We start from the raw sequence: 23057 nt of genomic DNA, 5'->3' as shown, positions 1-23057 counted from the left end.
CAAGGTGGAGGCCTCGCTCCGCTGTGCGCTTAGCCTGGGCCGGTGACGCGAGACGCTGGCGAGGAATGGCTGGGGTGGCGGGCGGCGGCTCAGGAGGCGCTGTACGGACCGGACGGCTTCTACCGCAGGCCCGAGGGCCCGGCCGGGCACTTCCGTACGTCCGTACACGCCTCGCCGCTGTTCGCCGAGGCGGTGGCCCGGCTGCTGTGCCGGGTCGACGAGGCGCTGGACAGGCCCGCGACGCTCTATTTCGTCGACATGGCCGCCGGCCGCGGCGAACTGGTCACCGCGGTCCTCGCCGCGCTCCCCTCCGACGTGGCGGCCCGCGCGCGCGGGTACGCCGTCGAGGTCGCCGACCGCCCACCCGGCCTCGATCACCGGATCGAGTGGCTGCCTCAGCCGCCGCAGGGCATCACGGGGCTGCTCTTCGCCAACGAATGGCTGGACAACGTGCCCGTCGAGGTCGCGGAGGTCGACGCCGAGGGCGTCCCGCGCGTGGTGCTCGTACGGGGCGACGGGACCGAGCGTCTCGGCGATCCCGTCGCCGGAGCGGACGCCGAGTGGCTCGCGCGGTGGTGGCCACTGCCCCCTGAGGAGGGGCTGCGCGCCGAGATCGGGCTGCCCCGGGACGAGGCCTGGGCGGCGGCGGTCGGGGCCGTCGAACGAGGGCTCGCGGTCGCCGTCGACTACGCGCACACGGCGGACGCGCGCCCCCTGTTCGGAACGCTGACCGGCTTCCGGGACGGGCGCGAGACGGCACCGGTGCCGGACGGGTCGTGCGATGTGACGGCCCATGTGGCGCTGGATGCGTGTGCGTGGGCGGGTGAGCGCGCGGGCGTGAACGAGAACGCGCGGGCGTACGCATCGGCGCGCGAGCTTCCCAGCGCGCGCCTGCTTCTGCAGCGCGACGCCCTGCGCGCCTTGGGCATCGCAGGCGCACGCCCCCCGCTCGCGCTCGCGACCACACAACCCGCCGCCTACGTTCGCGCCCTCGCGACCGCCGGCGAGGCCGCCGAGCTCACCGCCCCCGGCGGCCTCGGCGACTTCGGCTGGCTGCTCCAGCCGGTTGGAATTCCGAACGCGGCCCCGGCGCTCGGCGGCCTACTTGTCGATGTCCCCGACCACGAAGAACAGTGACCCCAAGATCGCCACCATGTCCGCAACCAGCGTGCCCGGCAGCAGCTCCACCAGCGCCTGGATGTTGTTGTACGAGGCCGAGCGGAGCTTGAGCCGGTACGGGGTCTTCTCGCCCTTGCTGACCAGGTAGTAGCCGTTGATGCCGAGCGGGTTCTCGGTCCACGCGTACGTGTGCCCCTCGGGCGCCTTCAGGACCTTGGGCAGCCGCTGGTTGATCGGTCCTGGCGCCAGTGCCGTGAGCCGGTCGAGGCAGGCGTCGGCGAGGTCGAGGGAGTTGTGGGTCTGCTCCAGCAAGCACTCGAACCGGGCCAGGCAGTCGCCCTCCTGGCGGGTGACGACCTTGAGCGTGTCCTGGAGCTCCCCGTAGGCGAGGTAGGGCTCGTCGCGGCGCAGGTCGAAGTCCACACCCGAGGCGCGCGCGATCGGACCGCTCACGCCGTACGCATGCACGGTCTCCGGCGCGAGGGCGCCCACGCCCCGCGTGCGCCCGCGGAAGATCTCGTTGCCGAGGACCAGGTCGTCGAACCGGTCCATACGGGAGCGCACATCGGCGACGACGGCACGCGCGCGCGTGGTCCATCCGGCGGGCAGGTCCTCCTTCAGACCTCCCACCCGGTTGAACATGTAGTGCATACGCCCGCCGGAGACCTCCTCCATCACATGCTGGAGCTCCTCGCGCTCCGTGAAGGCGTAGAAGATCGGCGTGATCCCGCCCAGCTCCAGCGGGTACGAGCCCAGGAACATCAGGTGGTTGAGCACCCGGTTGAGCTCCGCGAGCAGGGTCCGGGTCCACACCGCGCGCTCGGGCACCTCCATGCCGAGCATGCGCTCGACGGCGAGGACGACGCCGAGCTCGTTGGAGAAGGCCGACAGCCAGTCGTGGCGGTTGGCGAGCATGATGATCTGGCGGTAGTCGCGCGCCTCGAAGAGCTTCTCCGCGCCGCGGTGCATATAGCCGATCACCGGCTCGGCGCTGGTGATGCGTTCGCCGTCCAGGACGAGCCGCAGGCGCAGCACGCCGTGCGTGGACGGGTGCTGGGGCCCGATGTTGAGCACCATGTCGGTGCTCTCCGCGGCTCCGCCGATACCGACCGTGGTCTCCGTCGTAGGCATGGACACAGTCTCTCCTACGTAGGCTGACCATATGGAGACGGGGAGCCGGGAAAACGCGGCGCATAGCGGGCAAACGGGGGCCGCTGCAGCGGAACACGAGCCGGTGTGGACCGGGCTGCCGCCGGGGCTGCTGCGGATGCGGCGGCTGTTGCTGGTGGTGTGGCTGGGGCTGCTGACGGTGGGCCTCGCCGTGCTGCTGGGCCTGCTCGCCGGCCCCGTCTGGGCCACGTTCGCGTTGTTGCCCCTGGCGGTGGCGGTCTGGGGCTGGGTGATGCTCGGCCGCAACTGGCGCTCCTGGCGCTACGCCGAGCGCGCCGACGACCTGCTGATCAGCCGGGGCGTGCTGTGGCGCGAGGAGACCGTCGTGCCGTACGGGCGCATGCAGCTGGTGGAGGTCACCTCCGGGCCCGTCGAGCGGCACTTCGGTCTGGCCAGCGTGCAGCTGCACACCGCGGCCGCGGCGACCGACGCGACCATCCCCGGCCTCGACCCGGCCGAGGCGGAACGGCTGCGCGACCGGCTCACCGAGCTCGGCGAGGCCCGATCGGCGGGGCTGTGACGGCCTCGGGCGTCGACGACGCCGTACGGGAGAGGCCTCCCGTCACCGAGCGGCGGCTGCATCCCGTGACGCCGCTCAGGCGGGCGTGGGCGCCGGTGGCCGTGGTGATCGGGTGGGCGGTGCACGATCCCGACCAGACGCAGCGCCAGCTGACCCGGCTGACCACGACCACGCTGCTGCTCGTGATAGCCGTCGCCCTTCCCGCGGCCGCCCTGTACGGCTTCCTCACCTGGTGGTTCACGCACTTCGCGGTGACCGACAGCGAACTGCGCATCCGTACCGGTCTGGTGTTCCGGCGCACCGCGCACATCCGGCTCGAGCGCATCCAGGCCATCGACGTCAGTCAGCCGCTCCTCGCGCGCGTGGCGGGCGTCGCCAAGCTCAAACTCGACGTCGTCGGGACGGACAAGAAGGACGAGCTCGCGTTCCTGGGTGCGGAGGAGGCGCGTGCGCTCCGTGCGGAACTCCTGGCGCGCGCCGCCGGATTCGCGCCCGAGACAGCGCACGAAGTCGGCGAAGCTCCGGCGCGCGAGCTGCTGCGTACGCCCCCACGCGAGCTCGCGCTCTCCCTCGTGCTGACGGGCGCCACTTGGGGCACCCTCGCCGCCGCCCTCGTCGTACCGCCGGTGCTCTGGTTGGCCACCCACAGCGTGTGGACAGTCCTCGCCACCGCGCTCCCCCTGCTCGGTGCGGCGGGCGCGAGCAGCGTGGGCCGGTTCGTCGCCGAGTACGACTGGACGGTGGCCGACTCCCCCGACGGACTGCGCATCGACCGGGGGCTGTTGGACCGCGTCCACGAGACGGTGCCACCGGGTCGCGTGCAGACGGTGCGGGTCGTACGGCCGCTGCTGTGGCGGCGGCGCGGGTGGGTGCGGGTGGAGCTGGACGTGGCGGGGTCGTCGAACTCCGTGCTGGTGCCGGTCGCCCCGCGTGAGGTCGCCGAGGCCGTCATCGCGCGCGTGCTGCCCGGGGTGACCGTGCCGCCGGAGTCGGCGCTGTCCCGGCCGCCGCGGCGCGCGCGATGGTGCGTGCCGGTGTGGTGGCGGGGCTACGGCCTGGTCGTGACCGACGCGGTGTTCGCCGCGCACGAGGGGCTGCTGCGGCGGAGCCTGGCACTGGTGCCGCACGCGAAGGTGCAGAGCGTACGGCTGGCGCAGGGCCCCTGGAAGCGCGCGCTGGGCCTCGCCGACGTCCATGTGGACACCGGGGCGAACAAGACGGTGACCGCCCGTCTGCGGGACGCCGAGGAGGCGGCGGAGCTGCTCAGGGCCCAGGCCGAGCGTTCGCGGACGGGACGGCGGGACGCACGGCCGGACCGGTGGATGGCATAAGGGGCCGGCGGATGCCATAAGGGGCCGACCCTGAGGCCGACCCCTCGGTTGAGCGTTCCCGCAGTCACGACACCGCGCTGCGCAGCCCTTGTACGTCGATCTGTTCCGTCTCGTCGTGCGCCGTCAGGTCGATGACCTGACCGACGCCCCGGGACCCCTCGTCCGCCGGCTTGAACTCCGCTTCCGACTCGGCCTTGTGCAGGGCGAGCGCCTCCTGGCCGACGACGTCGGCGAGGTCCTCGTTCTGCATGTCCTCCAGGGCGGACGTCCCGGCGTCCTTGTGCGTGCCGAAGAAGTCGAAGCCGCCCTCGACCATGGGGCGCCGCACGGGCGCCGACGGTACGACGGCCACCGCGGTCGGCGCGACGAAGTGTCCGGCGGGCTGCTGGGCGGGCAGGGCCGGCCTGCCCGTGGAGGCGGCGGCCGCGTGCGCATGCTCCTGCCCGTCGACCGCCTCGGGCTTCCCCTGCGCCTCGTCCTCCTGCACGACGGAACCGCTCTTCACGGCCTCGTCGTTCGAGGAGCGGCCGTGCTGCGCGGGCACATCGGCCTGCGCGTCGCCGGACTCCTTCGCCGGGGTGCCGGCGGGCGGCTTCGCGGGGCCACCGGAATTCGCCGAAGCCTCGGCGTCAGCCTTCGCGGGACCACCGGACTTGGCCGAAGCGTCAACGTGCGCCGGCGCCGAACCGTCGGCCTCGGCCAAGGCGTCGCCCTTAACCGGACCGTCGCCCTGCTCCGGATCGTCGCCCTCCGGCCCGCCGTCCGCCTCCGGCGCCTCCTCCGCATCCAGCTTCGACAGCGCCGCCCGCGCCCGCAGGAACAGGCTCGACCCCTGCGGCGAGAAGACCGCGGGAGCCGTCGGCTCGGCCGACTCCGTCTCGTTCTCGGCGACCGGGGCTGCCACGGCCCCTGCCTCCTCCTCGGGAGCCGCCTCGGCGGCCACCGGCGCCGGCGGCAACGCGCGCGCGGGCGCCACCGCCTCTATCTCCAGCAGCCGACGCCCCTCCAGAGCGCTCGCGCGCTCGGTCTCGGCGGTGGCGTACCGCCGCAGCAGCGCCGCGTGTTCGTTGCGCAGCCCCGCGAGCTCCGCCCGCTTGGCCCGCAGCCGCTGTTCCAGCTTGCCGCGCAGCTCGCGCGACTCGTCGAGGTCGGTCTCGAGTTCGGCGACCCGCTCCTCGAAGCGCCACTCGTCGCTCGCACGCGCGCGTGTCAGATCGGCGACCCGCTTGCCGGCCTGGGTGTCCCAGCGGCGCATGACGACCGCGCCGATGACCGCCGTCGCCGCAGCGGCCGCGGCCAGGCCCCGGAGCACCAACGGCTCCGAGAACACCCAGGGGCCGAGCGCGCAGACGGCTGAGACGCCCGCGATGGCCGACGGGGGCAGCAGCCTGTGCAAGGGCGGGGAATGGCGATGACGTCCACGTGGCATGGCCAGAAACTTACCGCGCGTAGGCGAATCTTGGAGCCCCGCCCCGTAAAAACACAGCCATCCCGAAGCGTTCACGGAATTCCGGGCCGAAACCAAGATCATTTATTACGGCCGCACAGGCGGGCTCTGCCCTCAAGCGCCCCCAGCCGCGAGCTCAACCGCTCCCCAGCCGCCCGCTCATCCACTGCAAGGTCGCCGGAATCTCCCGCCGCCAGGTATTGAAGTTGTGCCCGCCGCTTTCCAGGATGATCGAGGAGATCCGCGTCAGCTTCGTGGCCTTCACGCGCGTGATGAACTTCAGCGTGTCCTTGTAGTTCGACTCACCGATCCTGCTGCTGCTGACGAGCAGTGAAGTGTCGGGCGCGGGCAGGTGCTTGAGGCACCACCACAGGTTCGCGCGGTCGCGCAGTTCCTCGTCGCCGTGGAAGAGGTCGCCCGTCGTGGGGTCCAGGGGCGCGTCGTAGTACGCGGACAGGCCCGCCCCCGCGGCGTACACCTCGGGGTGGTGCATGGCCAGCTTCAGGGCGCAGTAGCCGCCCGTGGAGTCGCCGACCACGCCCCAGCCGCCCGGCTCGCGGCCGACCCGGTAATGAGCGCTCACCGCCTCGGGCAGGTCCTCGGCGAAGAAGGTCTCGGTCTGCGGCCCGCCGGGGACGTCCACGCACTCCGTGTCCCTCGGCGGCGCGACCGTGGGGCGCATCATCACCAGGATCATCGGCTGCGCCTTGCCGTCCTTGGCGAGCCGCAGCGCGGTCCGGGGGTAATCCAGCTTGTCCACCAGGGCCTTGGCCGTGCCGGGATAGCCGGTCAGCACGACGGCCGCGGGGAACGCGCGCGTGCGGAAACGCGGCTGGAAGTACTCCGGCGGCAGATACACGTACGCGCGCGTGGCGATGTGCGACGCACGGCCCACGAGGTCGATCTGCTGCACCTGCCCGCCGGTCCGCGGCCCCGCACCGCCCGTCCCCGGTACCGGCTCCGTGCCGACCACTTGGAGCGGCCCGCCCTTGGCGCCGTAGGGCGTGTGGTCGACGACGACGCCCTGCTCGTCCTCCTGTCCGAACAGGTCGGCCCAGCTCGCATAGAAGCCGAACGCCTGGTTGGCGGCCAGGCCCACCGCCGCGAAGAGTGCCAACTGGGTGGCGAACAGCAGGCCTACGCGCCCCGCGACGGACCGCCAGGTGCGCCGGGCCAGCCGTGGCCACAGCCAGACCGTGCCGATGAACAGGAGCACGGCGGACGCGACCGCCAGCACCAGCACGTTGTTGCTCGTGAGACCCATGAACTACTTCCTGTGAGCCGCCGCCCGGCGCCGGGCCACGAAGGCCTTGCCCGGGTCTTTCCGCGGCCTTGAAACCGGCTTTGGCGAGGTGAGTGAACCCCGACCCCCAAGACACCGTCCTAGAGGGCGCAATGTCGCCGGATGCCCGAATCGGTACCGGATCCAAGCTCTCTCGCAGAACCACGGGATGCGATGTCTGTCAGGACAGATGAGGAAGTGTCGGGCGGGGTTCCGCGGCGACCGAGCCGGCCACGCCGGCTGCTGCGCGGCCCGCGCCCCGAGGCCGTGCCCCTTCTCGTCGGCAGAGCCTGTGCCCTCGTGGGCCTCCTGGACATCGCCGCGGGTGTCTTCCCGCGCTTCCGGCACAGCCGTATGCACACCCTCGCCGAAGTGCTGCCGGGCGCGCTCGGGCCGTTCGCGGCCGCCCTCTCGCTCAGCGCCGGAGTGCTGTTGCTGCTGCTCGCCCACGGCCTCAAGCGCGGCAAGCGCCGGGCGTGGCGGGCCGCCGTGACCCTGCTCCCGGCCGGTGCCGTGGCCCAGTTCGCCTACCACCACTCCCTGCTCGGCGCGGTCATCTCGCTGCTCCTGCTGACCGCCCTGCTGCGCCATCGCGACCAGTTCGCGGCGCTGCCCGATCCGCGCAGCCGCTGGCGGGCGCTCGCCAACTTCGTCCTCATGGGCGCCGGTTCACTCGCCCTCGGCCTCGTCATCGTCAGCGCCCACCCGAGGACCCTGGTCGGCAACCCGAGCCTGGCCGAGCGCATCACCCACGTCCTGTACGGCCTGTTCGGCTTCGAGGGCCCCGTCGACTACCGGGGCACCACCTCCTGGACGGTCGCCTGCTCCCTGGGCGCCCTCGGCCTGCTCACGGCCATCACGACGATCTACCTCGCCCTCCGCCCCGAACACCCCGCCGCCCGCCTCACGGAGGAGGACGAGGCCCGCCTGAGGGCCCTGCTGGACAAGCACGGCGGCCGCGACTCCCTCGGCCACTTCGCGCTCCGCCGCGACAAGGCCGTCGTCTTCTCGCCCAGCGGCAAGGCCGCGGTGACCTACCGCGTCGTCTCCGGCGTGATGCTCGCCAGCGGCGACCCGATCGGCGACGTGGAGGCCTGGCCCGGCGCCATCGAACGCTTCATGGACGTCGCCAAGGCCCACTCCTGGACCCCCGCCGTCATGGGCTGCTCCGAGACCGGCGGCGAGGTCTGGACCCGCGAGACCGGCCTGGACGCCCTCGAACTGGGCGACGAGGCGGTGGTGGACGTCGTGGATTTCTCCCTCGCCGGCCGCGCGATGCGCAATGTGCGCCAGATGGTCAAGCGCATCGAGCGAGCCGGTTACGAAACCCGGGTACGACGCGTCCGTGACCTCGGCGACGCCGAGCTGGACCGCATCCGCCGCGCCGCCGAGGACTGGCGCGGCACCGACACCGAACGCGGCTTCTCCATGGCGCTCGGCCGCATCGGCGACCCGTCCGACGGCGACTGCCTCATCGCCACCGCCCACAAACAGGACGACCGGCCGGGCCCCTACAGCGACCTGAAGGCGGTTCTCCACTTCGTGCCGTGGGGAATCGACGGCGCCTCCCTGGACCTGATGCGCCGCGACCGCTCGGCCGACCGCGGCATGAACGAACTCCTCATCGTCGCCGCGCTCCAGGCGGCCCCGAAGCTCGGCATCGCGCGCGTGTCGCTCAACTTCGCGATGTTCCGCTCGGCGCTGGCGCGCGGCGAGAAGATCGGCGCGGGCCCGGTACTGCGCGCCTGGCGCGGGTTGCTGGTCTTCCTCTCCCGCTGGTTCCAGATCGAGTCCCTGTACAAGTTCAACGCCAAGTTCCGGCCACGCTGGGAGCCGCGCTTCGTCGTCTACCGCGCCTCCGCCGACCTGCCCCGCATCGGCCTCGCCGCCATGCAGGCGGAGGGCTTCGTCAACTTCGCACTCCCCCTTCCGCGCCCCCTGCGCCGCCGCACCACACCCGCACGCCCCTGCGCCCACGCGACGACGGACACCACCATCCGCACGGCGTAACCCGGACAGGTCCGGGCGGAAGCCCCCTACCCCCCGCCCCCGGGGCTTCCGCCCGGGCCGCACTGCGCGGTCCCGCGGCCACCCGGGCCCGCCCGGGGCCTACGCTGAACGTATGAGCAAGCAGAGCGGACGCGGGCGCGTGGCAGGCCTTCCTGAATGGGACCGCTGCGCGGTCATGGGAGTCGTGAACGTGACCCCCGACTCCTTCTCCGACGGAGGCCGCTGGTTCGACACGACCGCAGCCGTCAAGCACGGCCTCGCCCTGGTCGACGAGGGCGCCGACCTGGTCGACGTCGGCGGCGAGTCCACCCGCCCCGGCGCCACCCGCGTCGACGAGGCCGAAGAACTCAAGCGCGTCATCCCCGTCGTCCGCGGCCTCGCCTCCGAGGGCGTCACGGTCTCCGTCGACACCATGCGCGCGTCCGTCGCCGCACAGGCCCTCGCGGCGGGCGCCGCCCTCGTCAACGACGTCAGCGGCGGCCTCGCCGACCCCCAGATGATCCCGGTCGTCGCGGACGCCGGCGCCCCCTTCGTCGTCATGCACTGGCGCGGCTTCCTGGAGGGCGGCAACGTCAAGGGCGTCTACGACGATGTCGTCACCGAGGTCGTCGACGAACTGCACGCACGCGTGGAGGCCGTTCTGGCCGGCGGCATCGCCCCCGACCGCGTCGTCGTCGACCCCGGCCTCGGCTTCTCCAAGGACGCCGAGCACGATCTCGTGCTCCTCGCCCACCTCGACCGGCTGCTCGGCCTCGGCCACCCGCTGCTCGTCGCCGCCTCCCGCAAGCGCTTCCTCGGCCGGGTCCTGGCCGGCCCCGAGGGCGCGCCGCCGCCCGCGCGCGAGCGCGACGCGGCCACGGCCGCCGTCTCCGCGCTCGCGGCGCACGCCGGCGCATGGGCGGTGCGCGTGCACGAGGTGCGCGCCACGGCGGACGCGGTACGGGTCGCGCGCGCCGTCGAGGTAGTGCGCGACATCGCGCGCACACCGGGCGCGCACACCCCCGAGCGGGGTGCGCACTCCCCCGAAGGAGCCTGGTGAGCGCCCCACACACCGACGTCGAGCAGGTGGAAGCCGCGAACACCGCCTTCTACGAGGCGATGGAGCGCGGCGACTTCGAGGAACTGTCCTCCCTGTGGCTCACCCCGGCCGACCTCGGCGTCGACGAGACGTACCACGACCCGGCCGACGTCGGCGTGGTCTCCTGCGTGCACCCCGGCTGGCCGGTACTGACCGGCCGCGGCGAGGTCCTCAGGTCGTACGCGCTGATCATGGCGAACACCGACTACATCCAGTTCTTCCTCACCGACGTGCATGTCTCCGTCACCGGCGACACCGCGCTCGTCACCTGCACCGAGAACATCCTCAGCGGCGGCCCCGCCCCCGAGGGCAGCGAGGAGCTCGGCCCGCTGGTCGGCCAGCTCGTCGTCGCCACCAACGTCTTCCGCCGTACCCCGGGCGGCTGGAAAGTCTGGTCCCACCACGCCTCACCGGTTCTGGCCGAAACCGACGAGGAAGAAAGCGACGACACACCCACCTGAATGGGTAGGCGCCCCGCAGGAACCGCTCGCAGGGACCAACAAGTGGTTGGAATCACGTCGCTCCGGGTAGGGGCGGCTACCAACCCATGAGGCGCCGGGTTCCCCAGGGGAAACACGCGATGAAACCTCCTGACCCCGGCGCGGGCCCACGCCCCCGTGGAACGGCCCTGTCAGTGCCCGCAGGTAGATTCGTTCGAGGCCGGTGTGCCGCCCGCACACGGTACGGACCGGCCGCTACCGACGATTGCAGGAGTGATTCGCGTGGATCGTGTCGCGCTGAGCGGCCTGAAGGCCCGCGGGCACCACGGTGTGTTCCCCAAGGAGCGCGAGGAGGGCCAGACCTTCATCGTGGACCTCGTGCTGGGCCTGGACACCCGCCCGGCCGCCGCCGACGACGACCTGGCGAAGACCGTGCACTACGGCATCGTGGCCGAGGAGGTCGTGGCCGTGGTCGAGGGCGAGCCCGTCAACCTCATCGAAACCCTCGCCGAGCGCATCGCCCAGGCCTGTCTCAAGCACGAAGGGGTCCAGGAGGTCGAGGTCCGCGTCCACAAACCCGACGCGCCGATCACGGTCCCCTTCGACGACGTGACCGTCACCATCACCCGGAGCCGAGTATGACCGCGTTCTTCACCGAGGGTCAGAGCGACCCGACCGTACAGCCGGTACCCGCCTCCGTCGTCGAGAAGGTCGACGCCGCCGACACCACCCTGCACAACCCGCAGCGAGCCGTGATCTCCCTCGGCTCCAACCTCGGCAACCGCCTGGAGACCCTCCAGGGCGCCATCGACGCGCTGGAGGACACCCCCGGCCTGCGCATCAAGGCCGTCTCCCCCGTCTACGAGACGGAGCCCTGGGGCGTGGAGCCCGGAAGCCAGCCGTCCTACTTCAACGCGGTCGTCGTCCTGAAGACCACGCTTCCCCCGTCGTCCCTCCTGGAGCGGGCGCAGGCGGTCGAGGAGGCCTTCCACCGCGTCCGGGACGAACGCTGGGGCCCGCGCACCCTCGACGTCGACATCGTCGCCTACGCCGATGTCGTATCCGACGACCCGGCCCTCACCCTCCCCCACCCGCGGGCCCACGAGCGCGCCTTCGTCCTCGCCCCCTGGCACGACGTGGAGCCGGGCGCCCAGCTGCCCGGCCGCGGCGCGGTCGCCGACCTTCTCGGCATCGTCCCCCAGGAGGGTGTGACGCCCCGCCAGGACCTGGAACTCCGACTGCCCGAGTAGTCGTTAAGGTCAAGACGGCCACAGTCCGTGGAGCCGGGGGAGCTGAAGGGACACCGTGAGAGAGCTGCGTATCAGGGTGCTGGCAGGCGTGTTCGTCGTGGCCGGCATCCTGTCCTGGGCGGGCGCCCGCCTCTGGAACTCGATCGGGACCCTGCCGAGCGTCCCCCTGGCCGCCCCCATCGTCCTCGCCCTGATCGCCGCGGTCCTGCTGGCCACGGCGCTGTCGATCCGCTCCCGCCTCAAGGCGCAGCGCGAGCGTCGCCCCGGCGCCAAGGGCGTCGACCCCCTGATGGCTGCCCGAGCGGTCGTCTTCGGCCAGGCCAGCGCCCTGGTCGCGGCCCTGGTCTCCGGCATGTACGGCGGCACAGGCGCCTTCCTCCTGGAAGTCCTGGACACCCCGGCCCGACGCGACCAGGCCATCTACGCCGGCTTCTCGGTCGTCGCGGGCATCGCCGTCATAGCGGCGGCCATCTTCCTGGAGCGCGTCTGCAAACTCCCGGAGGACGACGAACACAACGGCGCGGGAGCGGCACCGGCGGCATAGGGCCGTACGGCGTCAGCGCGCCATGATCAGGCTCATCGCCTCGTTGCGCGTGGCCGCGTCCCGCAGCTGACCACGCACCGCCGAGGTGATGGTCTTCGCGCCGGGCTTGCGGATGCCCCGCATCGACATGCACATGTGTTCGCACTCCACGACGACGATCACGCCCCGCGGCTCCAGGATCTCCATCAGGGAGTCCGCGATCTGGGTGGTGAGTCGTTCCTGCACCTGAGGACGGCGGGCGTAGACATCGACGAGCCGGGCCAGCTTGGACAGCCCGGTGATCTTGCCGGTGGTGGCCGGAATGTACCCGACGTGCGCCACACCCCGGAAGGGCACCAGATGGTGCTCGCACGTGCTGTACACCTCGATGTCCTTCACGAGCACCATCTCGTCGTGCCCGATGTCGAACGTCGTGGTCAGCACATCCTCGGGCTGCTGCCACAGCCCCGCGAATATCTCCTTGTACGCCCTGGCCACCCGCCCCGGCGTCTCCCTCAAGCCCTCGCGGTCCGGGTCCTCGCCGACCGCGATCAGCAGTTCGCGTACGGCGTTCTCGGCGCGCTTCTCGTCGAACTCGCCGATGCGGCCCTCGCCGTCGAGCGTCACGGGGTCGGTCATGTGGTGCCTCGTTCCTGTGCGGGTGGCGCGTGTGGGTCACGCGTCTGAACTGCGGACATACGACGATGCCGCGCCCCCCAGGCTAAAACCAGGGGGACGCGGCATCCATTCCGGGCCCGGTGAGGTCACCGGGGCCGGGTCAGCTCTCCGGGCGCTCCTCGGGAGCGGGCTCCGGGGTGGGCTCCGCCACCGTCGACTTGGCGGTGGTGATCGCCGGAGTCGCGCCGTTGGCGCCGTTCGTCAGTGCGAGCTCCTTGGGGGAGAGCACCGGCGGACGGGTGGACGGCGTACGGCGGGAGGAGCCGGTCCAGGCGGGCCGGGGCGGGCGCTTGACGATGGGGGCGAAGATCTCGGCGATCTCCTCCTTGCCCAGCGTCTCCTTCTCCAGCAGCGCGAGGACGAGGTTGTCGAGGACATCGCGGTTCTCGACCAGGATCTCCCAGGCCTCGTTGTGCGCGTTCTCGATGAGCTTCTTGACCTCTTCGTCGACCAGCGCGGCGACCTCTTCCGAGTAGTCACGCTGGTGAGCCATCTCACGGCCGAGGAAGGGCTCGGTGTTGTCGCCACCGAACTTGATCGCACCGAGACGCTCGGTCATGCCGTACTGCGTGACCATCGCGCGGGCCGTTGTGGTGGCCTTCTCGATGTCGTTCGCAGCGCCCGTCGTCGGGTCGTGGAAGACCAGTTCCTCCGCCGCGCGGCCGCCCAGCATGTATGCGAGCTGGTCCAGCATTTCGTTGCGGGTGGTGGAGTACTTGTCCTCGTCCGGCAGGACCATCGTGTAGCCGAGGGCGCGGCCGCGGCTCAGGATCGTGATCTTGTGGACCGGGTCGGAGTTCGGGGAGGCCGCCGCGACCAGGGCGTGTCCGCCCTCGTGGTACGCGGTGATCTTCTTTTCCTTGTCCGACATGATCCGGGTCCGCTTCTGCGGGCCCGCGACCACACGGTCGATCGCCTCGTCCAGCATGTGGTTGTCGATCAGCTTCTGGTTGCTGCGCGCGGTGAGCAGCGCAGCCTCGTTCAGCACGTTCGACAGGTCGGCGCCGGTGAAGCCCGGCGTGCGACGCGCCACTGCGGACAGGTCGACGTCCGGGGCGACCGGCTTGCCCTTCTGGTGAACCTTGAGGATCTCCAGACGGCCCTGCATGTCCGGGCGGTCGACCGCGATCTGGCGGTCGAAGCGGCCGGGGCGCAGCAGGGCCGGGTCGAGGATGTCGGGCCGGTTCGTGGCGGCGATCAGGATGACGCCGCCCTTCACGTCGAAGCCGTCCATCTCGACGAGCAGCTGGTTCAGGGTCTGCTCGCGCTCGTCGTGACCGCCGCCGAGGCCGGCGCCGCGGTGGCGGCCGACCGCGTCGATCTCGTCGACGAAGACGATCGCCGGGGCGTTCGCCTTGGCCTGCTCGAACAGGTCACGGACTCGGGAGGCACCGACACCGACGAACATCTCGACGAAGTCGGAACCGGAGATCGAGTAGAACGGCACGCCGGCCTCGCCCGCGACGGCGCGCGCGAGCAGGGTCTTGCCGGTGCCGGGAGGGCCGTACAGCAGTACGCCCTTGGGAATCTTTGCGCCGACGGCCTGGAACTTGGCGGGCTCCTGGAGGAATTCCTTGATCTCGTGGAGTTCCTCGACCGCCTCGTCCGAGCCGGCGACGTCCGCGAACGTCGTCTTCGGGGTGTCCTTGGTGATGAGCTTGGCCTTGGACTTCCCGAAGTTCATGACTCGGGAGCCGCCGCCCTGCATCTGATTCATCAGGAACAGGAACACGACCACGATGAGAACGAAGGGGAGCAGCGAGAGCAGGATGCTCACGAAGGCGTTCTGCTTCGTCGGCGAGACCGTGTAGCCGTCCGGGATCTGCTTGTCCGCGTACTTGGTCTGCAGGGTGTTGGCCAGGTTCACGCCCTGGTCGCCGATGTAGCTCGCCTGGATCTTCGAGCTGTCCTCGATCTTTTCGCCGTCCTTGAGCTGGACCTTGATGGTCTGCTCGTCGCCGGTGGTCAGCTTGGCCGACTCGACCTTGTTGTCATTGATCGCCTGGACGACCTGGCCGGTGTCCACCGTCTTGTAGCCGCCGGACGAGCCGACGACCTGCATCAACACGACCACGGCAAGGACGGCCAGCACGATCCACATGACCGGCCCACGGAAGTATCGCTTCACGTCCATCCATACGGAGCGGTGTCGCCCCGTCCCTCCTGCCATAGTGAGTTTGATAAGACAGTTCTTCTGACGGTACCCCAGCATTGTGGCCCGAAGCCGCACGGGACGGCTGGCTATCCGTCTCTGCATGCTCCAACGGCGCGAACCGCGCTGGGGTTCCCGATCGTCCTACAAGCGTCGCCCTTGTGGCTCAGCGCTTCGCCGAGCCACCGGGTCAGCCGCCGTAGACGTGGGGCGCGAGCGTACCGACGAACGGGAGGTTGCGGTACTTCTCGGCGTAGTCGAGGCCGTAGCCGACGACGAACTCGTTGGGGATGTCGAAGCCGACCCACTCGACGTCGATGGCGACCTTCGCGGCGTCGGGCTTGCGCAGCAGGGTGCACACCTTGAGCGACTCGGGCTCGCGCGAGCCGAGGTTGGACAGCAGCCAGGACAGGGTCAGTCCGGAGTCGATGATGTCCTCGACGATCAGGACGTGCTTGCCCTTGATATCGGTGTCGAGGTCCTTGAGGATCCGCACCACGCCGGAGGACTGGGTGCCCGCGCCGTAGGAGGACACGGCCATCCAGTCCATGGTGACGGGGGTGGACAGCGCCCGGGCGAGGTCCGCCATCACCATCACCGCGCCCTTGAGGACACCGACGATGAGCAGGTCCTTGCCCGCGTACTCCGCGTCGATCTTCGCGGCCAGCTCGGCCAGCTTCGCGTCGATCTCTTCCTTGGTGATGAGCACCTGCTGAAGGTCGGCACCCATGTCGTTCGCGTCCACCCGCATCACTTTCGGTCGTCCCACCGGCCGTCCGTCCGCCCCCGGAGGGGGTCAGGATTCAGCCTTGCCGAATCACCAGTCTGCCACCCTGGCGCTGGGCCACGACTTTGCCGGGGAGATTGATGGCCCCCTGACCCCGCCATCCGGTGATCAGACGGTCGACTTCCTCGATGTGCCGGGCGAACAGCGAACCGGCCGGAGCACCCGCCTCGATGGCGGCGCGGCGCAGGATCCGGCGGCGTACGGCGGGCGGAAGGGCGTAGAGCTTGGCGCACTCCAGCAGACCGGCGGCGTCGCGGACGGAGGCCTCGGCCTGGCCGGCCCAGGCGTCGAGGGCATCGGCGTCGTCTCGGGACAGTTGGGCCGTACGGGCGAGGGCCTCCACGACGCCTTTGCCGAGGGCCTTCTCCAGGGCGGGCAGGCCTTCGTGGCGCAGGCGGGAGCGGGTGTAGGCGGGGTCGGCGTTGTGGGGGTCGTCCCAGACGGGGAGGGACTGGACCATGCAGGCCCTGCGGGCGGTCTGCCGGTCGAGTTCGAGGAAGGGGCGTCGGTAACGGCCGTCGGCCCCCGAGACCGCGGCCATTCCGGACAGGGAGCGGATGCCGGAGCCGCGGGCGAGGCCGAGCAGGACGGTTTCGGCCTGGTCGTCGCGGGTGTGGCCGAGCAGGATCGCGCAGGCGCCGTGGCGCTGGGCGGCGGCGTCTAGGGCGGCGTAGCGGGCGTCCCTGGCGGCGGCCTCGGGTCCGCCTTCGCGGCCGACGGTGACGGCGGTGGACTCGACCGGGTCGAGGCCGAGTTCACGCAGGCGCAGGACGACTTCCTCGGCGCGCAGGTCGGAGCCGGGCTGCAGGCCGTGGTCGACGGTGACGCCGCCCGCGCGGATGCCGAGTTTGGGGGCCTCGAAGGCGAGGGCGGAGGCGAGGGCCATGGAGTCGGCGCCGCCGGAGCACGCCACGAGCACGAGCGGCGACGGCGGTCGCTCGTGCGGGGTCTGCTCGGTGGGGGTCTGGGGGTCGTTCGCGGTAGAGGTCTGTTGGTCGTTGAGGATGTCGTGGAGGACGCGGCGGACCGCCAGGCGTATCGCCGCGACCGCAGGATGGGGACCCATGTCCGGTTCCCTTCATGAAGTTTTCGGGGGGTGAGCCCGAGGTTCGGTCACTCAGAGTGTGTAGATGGTGACAGAACCGGGCGGTTCCCCGAGCATTGCACGCCTGTCCATGGCTCACGGTCCCTCGGACGGGTGATTGAAGGGGCGTTCGCCTGCCGTCGGCCGGATTCGTTTCACGACCCTCCCCTGGGGCTCACGACTCGGCCTTGCGGTGCACCCGCGCGACCCAGTCCGCCGGTTTGGCGATCTCCGCCTTGGTCGGGAGGGTGTTCGGGGAGGTCCACACGCGGTTGAAGCCGTCCATGCCGACCTGGTCGACGACGGCCCGCACAAAGCGTTCGCCGTCGCGGTACTGCCGGAGTTTGGCGTCCAGACCGAGCAGCTTGCGCAGGGCCATGTCCAGGCGGGAGGCGCCCTTGGCGCGGCGCTGCTGGAACTTCTCGCGGATCTCCGCGACGGACGGCACGACCGCCGGGCCCACGCCGTCCATGACGAAGTCGGCGTGGCCCTCCAGGAGGGACATCACGGCGGTGAGGCGGCCGAGGATCTCGCGCTGGGCCGGGGTCTGCACGATCTCGACGAAGGAGCGTCCGCCGTCGTCCTCCTCGGCCTCGGGGCGGCCCCCGGCAAGGGACTGCGCGGCCTCGCGGATGCGCTCCAGCACGGTCATGGGGTCGACGTCGGTCTCCCCCAAGAAAGACTGGATTTCGCCCTCCAAGTGGTCCCGCAGCCAGGGCACGGCGGTGAACTGGGTGCGGTGGGTCTCCTCGTGCAGGCACACCCACAGGCGGAAGTCGTGGGGCTGGACGTCGAGTTCGCGCTCGACGTGGACGATGTTCGGCGCGACGAGCAGCAGTCGGCCGCCGCCGTTCATCCCTGCGGGCAGTTCGCGGGTGGCGGGGGCGAAGGTCTCGTACTGGCCGAGTACGCGGGAGGCCAGGAACGACAGCAGCATGCCCAGTTCCACACCGGTCACCTTGCCGCCGACGGCGCCGAGGACCGCGCCGCCGGGGGTGCTGGTGCGGCGCTCCTGCATCTTGTCCAGCAGCGGTTTGAGCAGTTCCCGGAAGCCGGCGACATTGGCGCGGACCCAGCCGGGGCGGTCGACGACCAGGACGGGGGTGTCGTGGGTCTCCTCGGTGCCCAGACGAGTGAAGCCCCGGACGTGTTCCTCCGAGGCTTTGGCGTGCCGGCGCAGCTCGGCGACGACGGCGCGGGCCTCTTCGCGGCTGATCTCGGGGCCCGGCCGCATCAGCCGGGTCGCGGTCGCCACCGCGAGATTCCAGTCGACCATCCCAGGAGTTGCGGCACCACCGATGCTCGTCATGCGTCAACCGTACGTGAGCGCTGCCGCTGGGGGCAGGGCGTCGGGGTCGGCTGCGGCGGGGGCGTGTTCGGGCCGGATCAGTCGCATCCGCAGGCCGAGAGTGCCGTCGCTGCCGCGTCCAGGGCCGACTGGGCCGCTCCCGGGTCCGTGGTGTCCGTGGCCAGGAACGCGAAGGCCAGCAGGTGCCCGTCCTGGTCCACGACCGTCCCTGCCAGGGCGTTCACACCGGTCAGGGTGCCTGTCTTCGCTCGTACGATGCCGGCCGCGCCGTCCGTGTAGCGGCTGGTGAGGGTGCCGGTGAAGCCCGCCACGGGCAGGCCCGTGAGGATCGGGCGGAGTTCGGGGTGGGCCGGGTCGCCCGCCGCCGCCAGCAGTGCCGTCAACGTGTCCGCCGTGAGCCGGTCGTCGCGGTTCAGGCCGCTGCCGTCCTTGAAGTCGGCGCCGGTGACGGGGAGTCCGAGCTTCTTGAGTTCGGCGCGGATCGCGCGGCCCGCGCCGTCGAAGTCGGGGCGTTCGCCGGTGGCGATGGCGGTCTGCCGGGCGAGGGCCTCGGCGAGGTCGTTGTCGCTGTTGGTGAGCATGCGTTCGACGAGGGCCGAGAGCGGCGGCGAGGAGACCTCGGCGAGGCTCTCCGCGCGGCCGGTCGCCTTGGACGGGCCCGGAGAGGTGGTCTTGATGCCGTGGTCGGCGAGCAGGTCCGCGAAGGTGCGGGCCGCTTCCGCCGCCGGGTCGCCCACGCGCGGGGCGGGGCCGCTGGTGGAGTCGTCGGTGCGGGCCTCGTCGGCCATGAGGGCGCTGACCTTGGCGAGGTTGTCGTTGACCCCGATCGGGTGGACCTCGTCGCCCGCGTAGAGCGTGACGTCGTACGACAGCGTCACCTCGCGCACGCCGTCCTTTTTCAGGGCGGCGGTGGTGTCCTCGGCGAGGGTGCGCAGGCTCGCGTTGCCCTCGGCGTCCTTGCGGGCGGTGAGCGTGGGGTCGCCGCCGCCGACCAGGACGAGTTCCTTGGTGTCGGGTTCCAGGGCAGTGCGGGTGGTGAGGCGGTGGTCGGGGCCGAGGGCCGACAGGGCCGCGGCCGCCGTGGCGATCTTCGTGGTGGAGGCCGGGGTGAGCGCGGTGTCGGCGCCGACGCCGTACAGGCGCTTGCCCGTGGTGATGTCCACGACGACAGCGGAACGGCGAGCGCCGAGCGCGGGGACATCCAGGAGCGGGTCCAGGACGCCGGCCAGCGCCTTTGCGCCCGGCACCGACTTCACCCGGCCGGCCGAGCCACCGAGACCGCCGAGGACGGACCCGGCGCTGGGGGCGGGATGGGGCGCCTTGGCCGTCGTAGCGGAATTACGACCGTGATCTGCGCCACCCGTGCCCCCCTGGGCGGCTGCCCGGTCCCGCTCGGCCGTACGCTGACCGGAGGAGTCCCAGGGACCGGCGGCGGTCACCACACCGACGGCCAGTGCAAGGCCTGCGGTGGCGGCGCCGGCGGTGTACTGCCAGGTCTTCGGCCTTGTGACCTGCGCCGAGGCGGCTCGGCCGAGCCGCGACAGACGCGGTCGCGCAGCTGTGACGGCCCGTGCCAGACGCGGTCGTACGGCGCCCGCGATCCGCGCCACACGCGGTCTCGCGGCCCGCCAAGGCCTCAGCTCTGGCACGACCACCAGCCCCTTTCGCGATCACACACCTGCGTGAGGGACACTTAATCACCAGAACTATGTGCTGATCATGGAGGAGCCACCGGTGGAGTTCGACGTCACGATCGAGATTCCGAAGGGTTCGCGGAACAAGTACGAGGTGGACCACGAGACCGGTCGGATCCGCTTGGACCGTCGCCTCTTCACCTCGACCAGTTACCCGGCCGACTACGGCTTCGTCGAGAACACCCTCGGCGAGGACGGCGACCCGCTGGACGCCCTGGTCATCCTGGACGAGCCGACTTTCCCCGGCTGCCTCATCCAGTGCCGTGCGATCGGCATGTTCCGGATGACGGACGAGGCCGGCGGCGACGACAAGCTGCTGTGCGTGCCCGCGCACGACCCGCGCGTGGAGCACCTGCGCGACATTCACCACGTGTCGGAGTTCGACCGCCTGGAGATCCAGCACTTCTTCGAGGTCTACAAGGACCTGGAGCCCGGCAAGTCCGTCGAGGGTGCCGACTGGGTGGGCCGTACCGAGGCCGAGGCCGAGATCGAGCGGTCCTACAAGCGCTTCAAGGACCAGGGCGGCCACTGAGCCCCGAGTCCGCTAACGGGCCGCACGCGTACGCGTGCGGCCCGTTTTCTTTCGTGTGCGCATACTGAGGCCTACGGAATGCGTCGTACAGGGAGCGCTGCGCAAGTGACGGACGCGGAGGACCGCAAGCCGCAGTCGGACGAGGCGACCGGCACGTTCGACCCCGAGATCACATCCGAGTTCGCCATTCCCCAAGGGCTCGCCGTCCCCAAGGGCGGGAGCGAGTCGGAGACGTCCTCCGAGTTCGCCGTCCCCGACGGCTTTGACGCACCGCCGGGGCCTGCCGCAGAACCGGACGGGTCGGCGTTCAGTCTGCCGAGGACCTACCACGCCAAGGACGCGCCGCCCGCGTTCACTCCGGCGACCGGGGTGCCCGTGGTCAGCCTCACCAAGAACGTGCCCTGGCAGGACCGGATGCGCACGATGCTGCGCATGCCGGTGGCCGAGCGGCCCGCGCCGGAGCGGGTCCACAAGACCGAGGAGGAGGGTCCGGCCGTCCCGCGCGTGCTCGACCTGACCCTGCGAATCGGCGAGCTGCTGCTGGCGGGCGGGGAGGGCGCGGAGGACGTCGAAGCGGCGATGTTCGCGGTCTGCCGGTCGTACGGCCTGGACCGCTGCGAGCCGAATGTCACCTTCACGCTGCTGTCGATCTCCTACCAGCCGTCGCTGGTGGACGATCCGGTGACGGCTTCGCGGACGGTACGGCGGCGCGGGACCGACTACACGCGGCTCGCGGCCGTGTTCCGGCTGGTGGACGACCTCAGCGACCCGGAGAGCCATATCTCCCTTGAGGACGCCTACCGGCGGCTCGCGGAGATCCGCCGTAACCGGCATCCCTATCCGACCTGGGTGCTGACCTCGGCGAGCGGGCTGCTGGCCGGTGCAGCCTCGGTGCTGGTCGGTGGTGATGTGATCGTGTTCATCGCCGCCGCGATCGGCGCGATGCTCGGGGACCGGCTGGCGTGGCTGTGCGCGGGGCGGGGGCTGCCGGAGTTCTACCAGTTCACGGTCGCCGCGATGCCGCCCGCCGCGATAGGCGTCGCGCTGAACCTCGCGCACGTGGACGCGAAGGCGTCCGCCGTGATCACCGGTGGGCTGTTCGCGCTGCTGCCCGGACGGGCGCTGGTGGCGGGTGTGCAGGACGGTCTGACCGGCTTCTACATCACCGCGGCCGCGCGCCTGCTGGAGGTCATGTACTTCTTCGTGGGGATCGTTGTCGGGGTGCTGATCATCCTGTACTTCGGCGTGAACCTCGGCGCCGAGCTGAACCCGGACGCGGCGCTCAGCATCTCCGAGCGGCCGCTGTGGCAGATCGGCGCGTCGATGCTGCTGTCGCTGACCTTCGCGGTGCTGTTGCAGCAGGAACGATCCACCGTGCTGGCGGTGACGCTGAACGGCGGGGTCGCGTGGGTGGTGTACGGCGCCATGCACTACGCGGGTGGCCTGTCGCCGGTTGCCTCTACGGCCGTGGCGGCGGGACTGGTGGGGCTGTTCGGGCAGTTGCTGTCGCGGTACCGGTTCGCTTCGGCGCTGCCGTACACGACCGCGGCGATCGGGCCCCTGCTGCCGGGATCGGCCACGTACTTCGGGTTGTTGTCCATCGCTCAGAACGAGGTGGACGAGGGGTTGGTGTCGTTGGCGACGGCGGCGTCTTTGGCCATGGCCATCGCCATCGGGGTGAATCTGGGGTCGGAGATCTCGCGGCTGTTCCTGCGGATTCCGGGTGGGGCCGGGGAGGGGCGCAAGGCCGCGAAGCGGACTCGGGGGTTCTGAGCCCGCGCCCCCTGTCGGCGTCTCAGTACCCCTGGTTGTTGTACGGGTACTGGTCGTTCTGCTGACCGCCGTACTGCTGCTGGTTGCCGTAACCCTGCGGGTACTGCTGGGCGTAGGGCTGCTGCTGGCCGTAGTACTGCTGCTGCGGGGGCTCGTCGGTGGGCTCGATGCGGCGGAGCTGGGTCGTCGCGTCGTCCATCATCTGAGGGTGCTGCTGGTGGGGCTGCTGGGCCACCGGGGTCTGGGCCGCCGCTCGCTTCTTCTTCGAACGCTCGCGCAGGTACTCGATGAGGATCGGGACGACCGAGACGAAGACGATCAGGATGAGGATCGCCTCGACGTTGGTCTTGATGAAGTCGATCTGGCCGAGCCAGTAGCCGGCGAGGGTGACGCCGGAGCCCCAGGCGATGCCACCGATGATGTTGTACGTCAGGAAGGTGCGGTACTTCATACGGCCGGCGCCGGCCACGATGGGGGCGAAGGTGCGCACGATGGGCACGAAGCGGGCCAGCACGATCGCCTTCGGGCCGTACTTCTCCATGAACTCGTGGGCCTTCTCCAGGTTCTCCTGTTTGAAGATCTTGGAGTTGGGACGGCTGAAGAGCTTCGGGCCGAAGAACTTGCCGATCATGTAGCCGACCTGGTCGCCGATGACGGCGGCCAGCACGATCAGGGTGCAGACCAGCCACAGGGGCTGGGTGATGTAGTTCCCCTCGGCCACGAACAGGCCCGCCGTGAACAGCAGCGAGTCACCGGGCAGGAACGCGAAGAGGCCGGACTCGGCGAAGACGATCAGCAGGATGCCGGGGAGGCTGAAGGTCTCGATCAGGTAGTTCGGATCGAGCCACTCGGGGCCGAGCGCAAGCGTGGTCACGGGT

General features: G+C 70.9%; 21 protein-coding genes. 11 read left to right on the top strand and 10 right to left on the bottom strand.

Features of this window, described 5'->3' with window-relative positions:
* The first annotated feature begins 42 nt into the window (after positions 1-42).
* A complete protein-coding gene (locus OHT76_RS24295; RefSeq protein ID WP_328872972.1) occupies positions 43-1137 on the top strand; it encodes an SAM-dependent methyltransferase in 1095 nt (364 codons plus the stop codon).
* On the opposite strand, the gene OHT76_RS24290 is transcribed toward OHT76_RS24295, so the two are convergent.
* Positions 1102-2250, bottom strand: coding sequence for an NADH-quinone oxidoreductase subunit D (locus tag OHT76_RS24290; RefSeq protein ID WP_328872971.1), 1149 nt, complete (start codon positions 2248-2250; stop codon positions 1102-1104). The genes OHT76_RS24295 and OHT76_RS24290 overlap by 36 nt on opposite strands.
* A 31-nt stretch (positions 2251-2281) precedes the next feature.
* Here OHT76_RS24290 and OHT76_RS24285 point away from each other — a divergent pair, with 31 nt between their 5' ends.
* Together OHT76_RS24285 and OHT76_RS24280 are read left to right on the top strand one after the other, a co-directional pair.
* Positions 2282-2809 carry a PH domain-containing protein gene (locus tag OHT76_RS24285; protein ID WP_328872970.1) on the top strand — a complete coding sequence of 176 codons (528 nt, stop codon included), beginning with the start codon at positions 2282-2284 and terminating at the stop codon, positions 2807-2809.
* Entirely contained in the window at positions 2806-4140 is a 1335-nt protein-coding gene (locus OHT76_RS24280; protein ID WP_328872969.1) for a PH domain-containing protein, read from the top strand. The genes OHT76_RS24285 and OHT76_RS24280 overlap by 4 nt, the downstream gene beginning before the upstream one ends.
* A gap of 64 nt (positions 4141-4204) precedes the next feature.
* Here the strand turns inward: OHT76_RS24280 and OHT76_RS24275 are convergent, their stop codons facing one another.
* The gene (locus OHT76_RS24275) at positions 4205-5569 is read right to left on the bottom strand and encodes a hypothetical protein (protein ID WP_328872968.1); all 1365 of its coding nucleotides are present in this window, start codon (positions 5567-5569) and stop codon (positions 4205-4207) included.
* A gap of 154 nt (positions 5570-5723) precedes the next feature.
* Positions 5724-6851 (bottom strand): alpha/beta hydrolase, encoded by a 1128-nt coding sequence (locus OHT76_RS24270; RefSeq protein WP_328872967.1) that lies wholly within the window; start codon positions 6849-6851, stop codon positions 5724-5726.
* 192 nt (positions 6852-7043) lie between these two features.
* Between OHT76_RS24270 and OHT76_RS24265 the strand changes: the two genes are divergently transcribed.
* The 6 genes from OHT76_RS24265 (at position 7044) to OHT76_RS24240 (ending at position 12191) form a co-directional block, all read left to right on the top strand.
* Positions 7044-8879 carry a phosphatidylglycerol lysyltransferase domain-containing protein gene (locus tag OHT76_RS24265; RefSeq protein WP_443049828.1) on the top strand — a complete coding sequence of 612 codons (1836 nt, stop codon included), beginning with the start codon at positions 7044-7046 and terminating at the stop codon, positions 8877-8879.
* A 112-nt stretch (positions 8880-8991) separates the two neighbouring features.
* Complete coding sequence (gene folP, locus OHT76_RS24260; protein ID WP_328872966.1) at positions 8992-9918, top strand: dihydropteroate synthase; 927 nt, start codon at positions 8992-8994, stop codon at positions 9916-9918.
* On the top strand, positions 9915-10418 hold the full coding sequence (locus OHT76_RS24255) for a nuclear transport factor 2 family protein (protein WP_328872965.1): 504 nt from the start codon (positions 9915-9917) through the stop codon (positions 10416-10418). Before folP ends, OHT76_RS24255 begins: the two co-directional genes overlap by 4 nt.
* Before the next feature lie 261 nt (positions 10419-10679).
* A complete protein-coding gene (folB, locus tag OHT76_RS24250; RefSeq protein WP_186283819.1) occupies positions 10680-11039 on the top strand; it encodes a dihydroneopterin aldolase in 360 nt (119 codons plus the stop codon).
* Positions 11036-11647 (top strand): 2-amino-4-hydroxy-6-hydroxymethyldihydropteridine diphosphokinase, encoded by a 612-nt coding sequence (gene folK / locus OHT76_RS24245; RefSeq protein ID WP_328872964.1) that lies wholly within the window; start codon positions 11036-11038, stop codon positions 11645-11647. Before folB ends, folK begins: the two co-directional genes overlap by 4 nt.
* Positions 11648-11702: 55 nt before the next feature.
* Positions 11703-12191, top strand: coding sequence for a DUF3180 domain-containing protein (locus tag OHT76_RS24240; RefSeq protein WP_328872963.1), 489 nt, complete (start codon positions 11703-11705; stop codon positions 12189-12191).
* A 12-nt stretch (positions 12192-12203) separates the two neighbouring features.
* Here OHT76_RS24240 and folE read toward each other — a convergent pair whose 3' ends face one another.
* From folE to dacB, 6 genes are all read right to left on the bottom strand, one after another.
* Positions 12204-12809 (bottom strand): GTP cyclohydrolase I FolE, encoded by a 606-nt coding sequence (gene folE, locus OHT76_RS24235; RefSeq protein ID WP_328872962.1) that lies wholly within the window; start codon positions 12807-12809, stop codon positions 12204-12206.
* 139 nt (positions 12810-12948) lie between these two features.
* Positions 12949-14982, bottom strand: a complete 2034-nt coding sequence (gene ftsH / locus OHT76_RS24230; RefSeq protein ID WP_328872961.1) for an ATP-dependent zinc metalloprotease FtsH — start codon at positions 14980-14982, stop codon at positions 12949-12951.
* A gap of 208 nt (positions 14983-15190) precedes the next feature.
* Positions 15191-15751 carry a hypoxanthine phosphoribosyltransferase gene (hpt, locus tag OHT76_RS24225; RefSeq protein ID WP_328876609.1) on the bottom strand — a complete coding sequence of 187 codons (561 nt, stop codon included), beginning with the start codon at positions 15749-15751 and terminating at the stop codon, positions 15191-15193.
* Between the two features lie 52 nt (positions 15752-15803).
* Positions 15804-16853 carry a tRNA lysidine(34) synthetase TilS gene (gene tilS, locus OHT76_RS24220; RefSeq protein ID WP_328872960.1) on the bottom strand — a complete coding sequence of 350 codons (1050 nt, stop codon included), beginning with the start codon at positions 16851-16853 and terminating at the stop codon, positions 15804-15806.
* 193 nt (positions 16854-17046) lie between these two features.
* Entirely contained in the window at positions 17047-18180 is a 1134-nt protein-coding gene (locus OHT76_RS24215) for a zinc-dependent metalloprotease (RefSeq protein WP_328872959.1), read from the bottom strand.
* A gap of 77 nt (positions 18181-18257) precedes the next feature.
* On the bottom strand, positions 18258-19835 hold the full coding sequence (dacB, locus tag OHT76_RS24210; RefSeq protein WP_328872958.1) for a D-alanyl-D-alanine carboxypeptidase/D-alanyl-D-alanine endopeptidase: 1578 nt from the start codon (positions 19833-19835) through the stop codon (positions 18258-18260).
* A gap of 79 nt (positions 19836-19914) precedes the next feature.
* On the opposite strand from dacB, the gene OHT76_RS24205 reads away from it, so the two are divergent.
* Both OHT76_RS24205 and OHT76_RS24200 read left to right on the top strand, forming a co-directional pair.
* Positions 19915-20406, top strand: a complete 492-nt coding sequence (locus tag OHT76_RS24205; protein WP_030599677.1) for an inorganic diphosphatase — start codon at positions 19915-19917, stop codon at positions 20404-20406.
* A 105-nt stretch (positions 20407-20511) separates the two neighbouring features.
* Positions 20512-22179 carry a threonine/serine ThrE exporter family protein gene (locus OHT76_RS24200; protein WP_328872957.1) on the top strand — a complete coding sequence of 556 codons (1668 nt, stop codon included), beginning with the start codon at positions 20512-20514 and terminating at the stop codon, positions 22177-22179.
* A 22-nt stretch (positions 22180-22201) separates the two neighbouring features.
* Here the strand turns inward: OHT76_RS24200 and OHT76_RS24195 are convergent, their stop codons facing one another.
* The gene (locus OHT76_RS24195; RefSeq protein WP_328872956.1) at positions 22202-23053 is read right to left on the bottom strand and encodes a DedA family protein; all 852 of its coding nucleotides are present in this window, start codon (positions 23051-23053) and stop codon (positions 22202-22204) included.
* Between the last annotated feature and the right edge of the window lie 4 nt (positions 23054-23057).

The sequence above is a fragment of the Streptomyces sp. NBC_00287 genome, from assembly GCF_036173105.1.
GTDB lineage: Bacteria > Actinomycetota > Actinomycetes > Streptomycetales > Streptomycetaceae > Streptomyces.
This window is presented reverse-complemented; position numbering and strand designations above follow the sequence as displayed.

Bases quoted from the DNA above. Each gene is read 5' to 3' on its own strand.
- OHT76_RS24290 (WP_328872971.1), bottom strand. From the start codon at position 2,250: ATGCCTACGACGGAGACCACGGTCGGTATCGGCGGAGCCGCGGAGAGC.
- OHT76_RS24285 (WP_328872970.1), top strand. From the start codon at position 2,282: ATGGAGACGGGGAGCCGGGAAAACGCGGCGCATAGCGGGCAAACGGGG.
- OHT76_RS24275 (WP_328872968.1), bottom strand. From the start codon at position 5,569: ATGCCACGTGGACGTCATCGCCATTCCCCGCCCTTGCACAGGCTGCTG.
- OHT76_RS24270 (WP_328872967.1), bottom strand. From the start codon at position 6,851: ATGGGTCTCACGAGCAACAACGTGCTGGTGCTGGCGGTCGCGTCCGCC.
- OHT76_RS24265 (WP_443049828.1), top strand. From the start codon at position 7,044: ATGTCTGTCAGGACAGATGAGGAAGTGTCGGGCGGGGTTCCGCGGCGA.
- folP (WP_328872966.1), top strand. From the start codon at position 8,992: ATGAGCAAGCAGAGCGGACGCGGGCGCGTGGCAGGCCTTCCTGAATGG.
- folK (WP_328872964.1), top strand. From the start codon at position 11,036: ATGACCGCGTTCTTCACCGAGGGTCAGAGCGACCCGACCGTACAGCCG.
- folE (WP_328872962.1), bottom strand. From the start codon at position 12,809: ATGACCGACCCCGTGACGCTCGACGGCGAGGGCCGCATCGGCGAGTTC.
- ftsH (WP_328872961.1), bottom strand. From the start codon at position 14,982: ATGGACGTGAAGCGATACTTCCGTGGGCCGGTCATGTGGATCGTGCTG.
- hpt (WP_328876609.1), bottom strand. From the start codon at position 15,751: ATGCGGGTGGACGCGAACGACATGGGTGCCGACCTTCAGCAGGTGCTC.
- tilS (WP_328872960.1), bottom strand. From the start codon at position 16,853: ATGGGTCCCCATCCTGCGGTCGCGGCGATACGCCTGGCGGTCCGCCGC.
- OHT76_RS24215 (WP_328872959.1), bottom strand. From the start codon at position 18,180: ATGACGAGCATCGGTGGTGCCGCAACTCCTGGGATGGTCGACTGGAAT.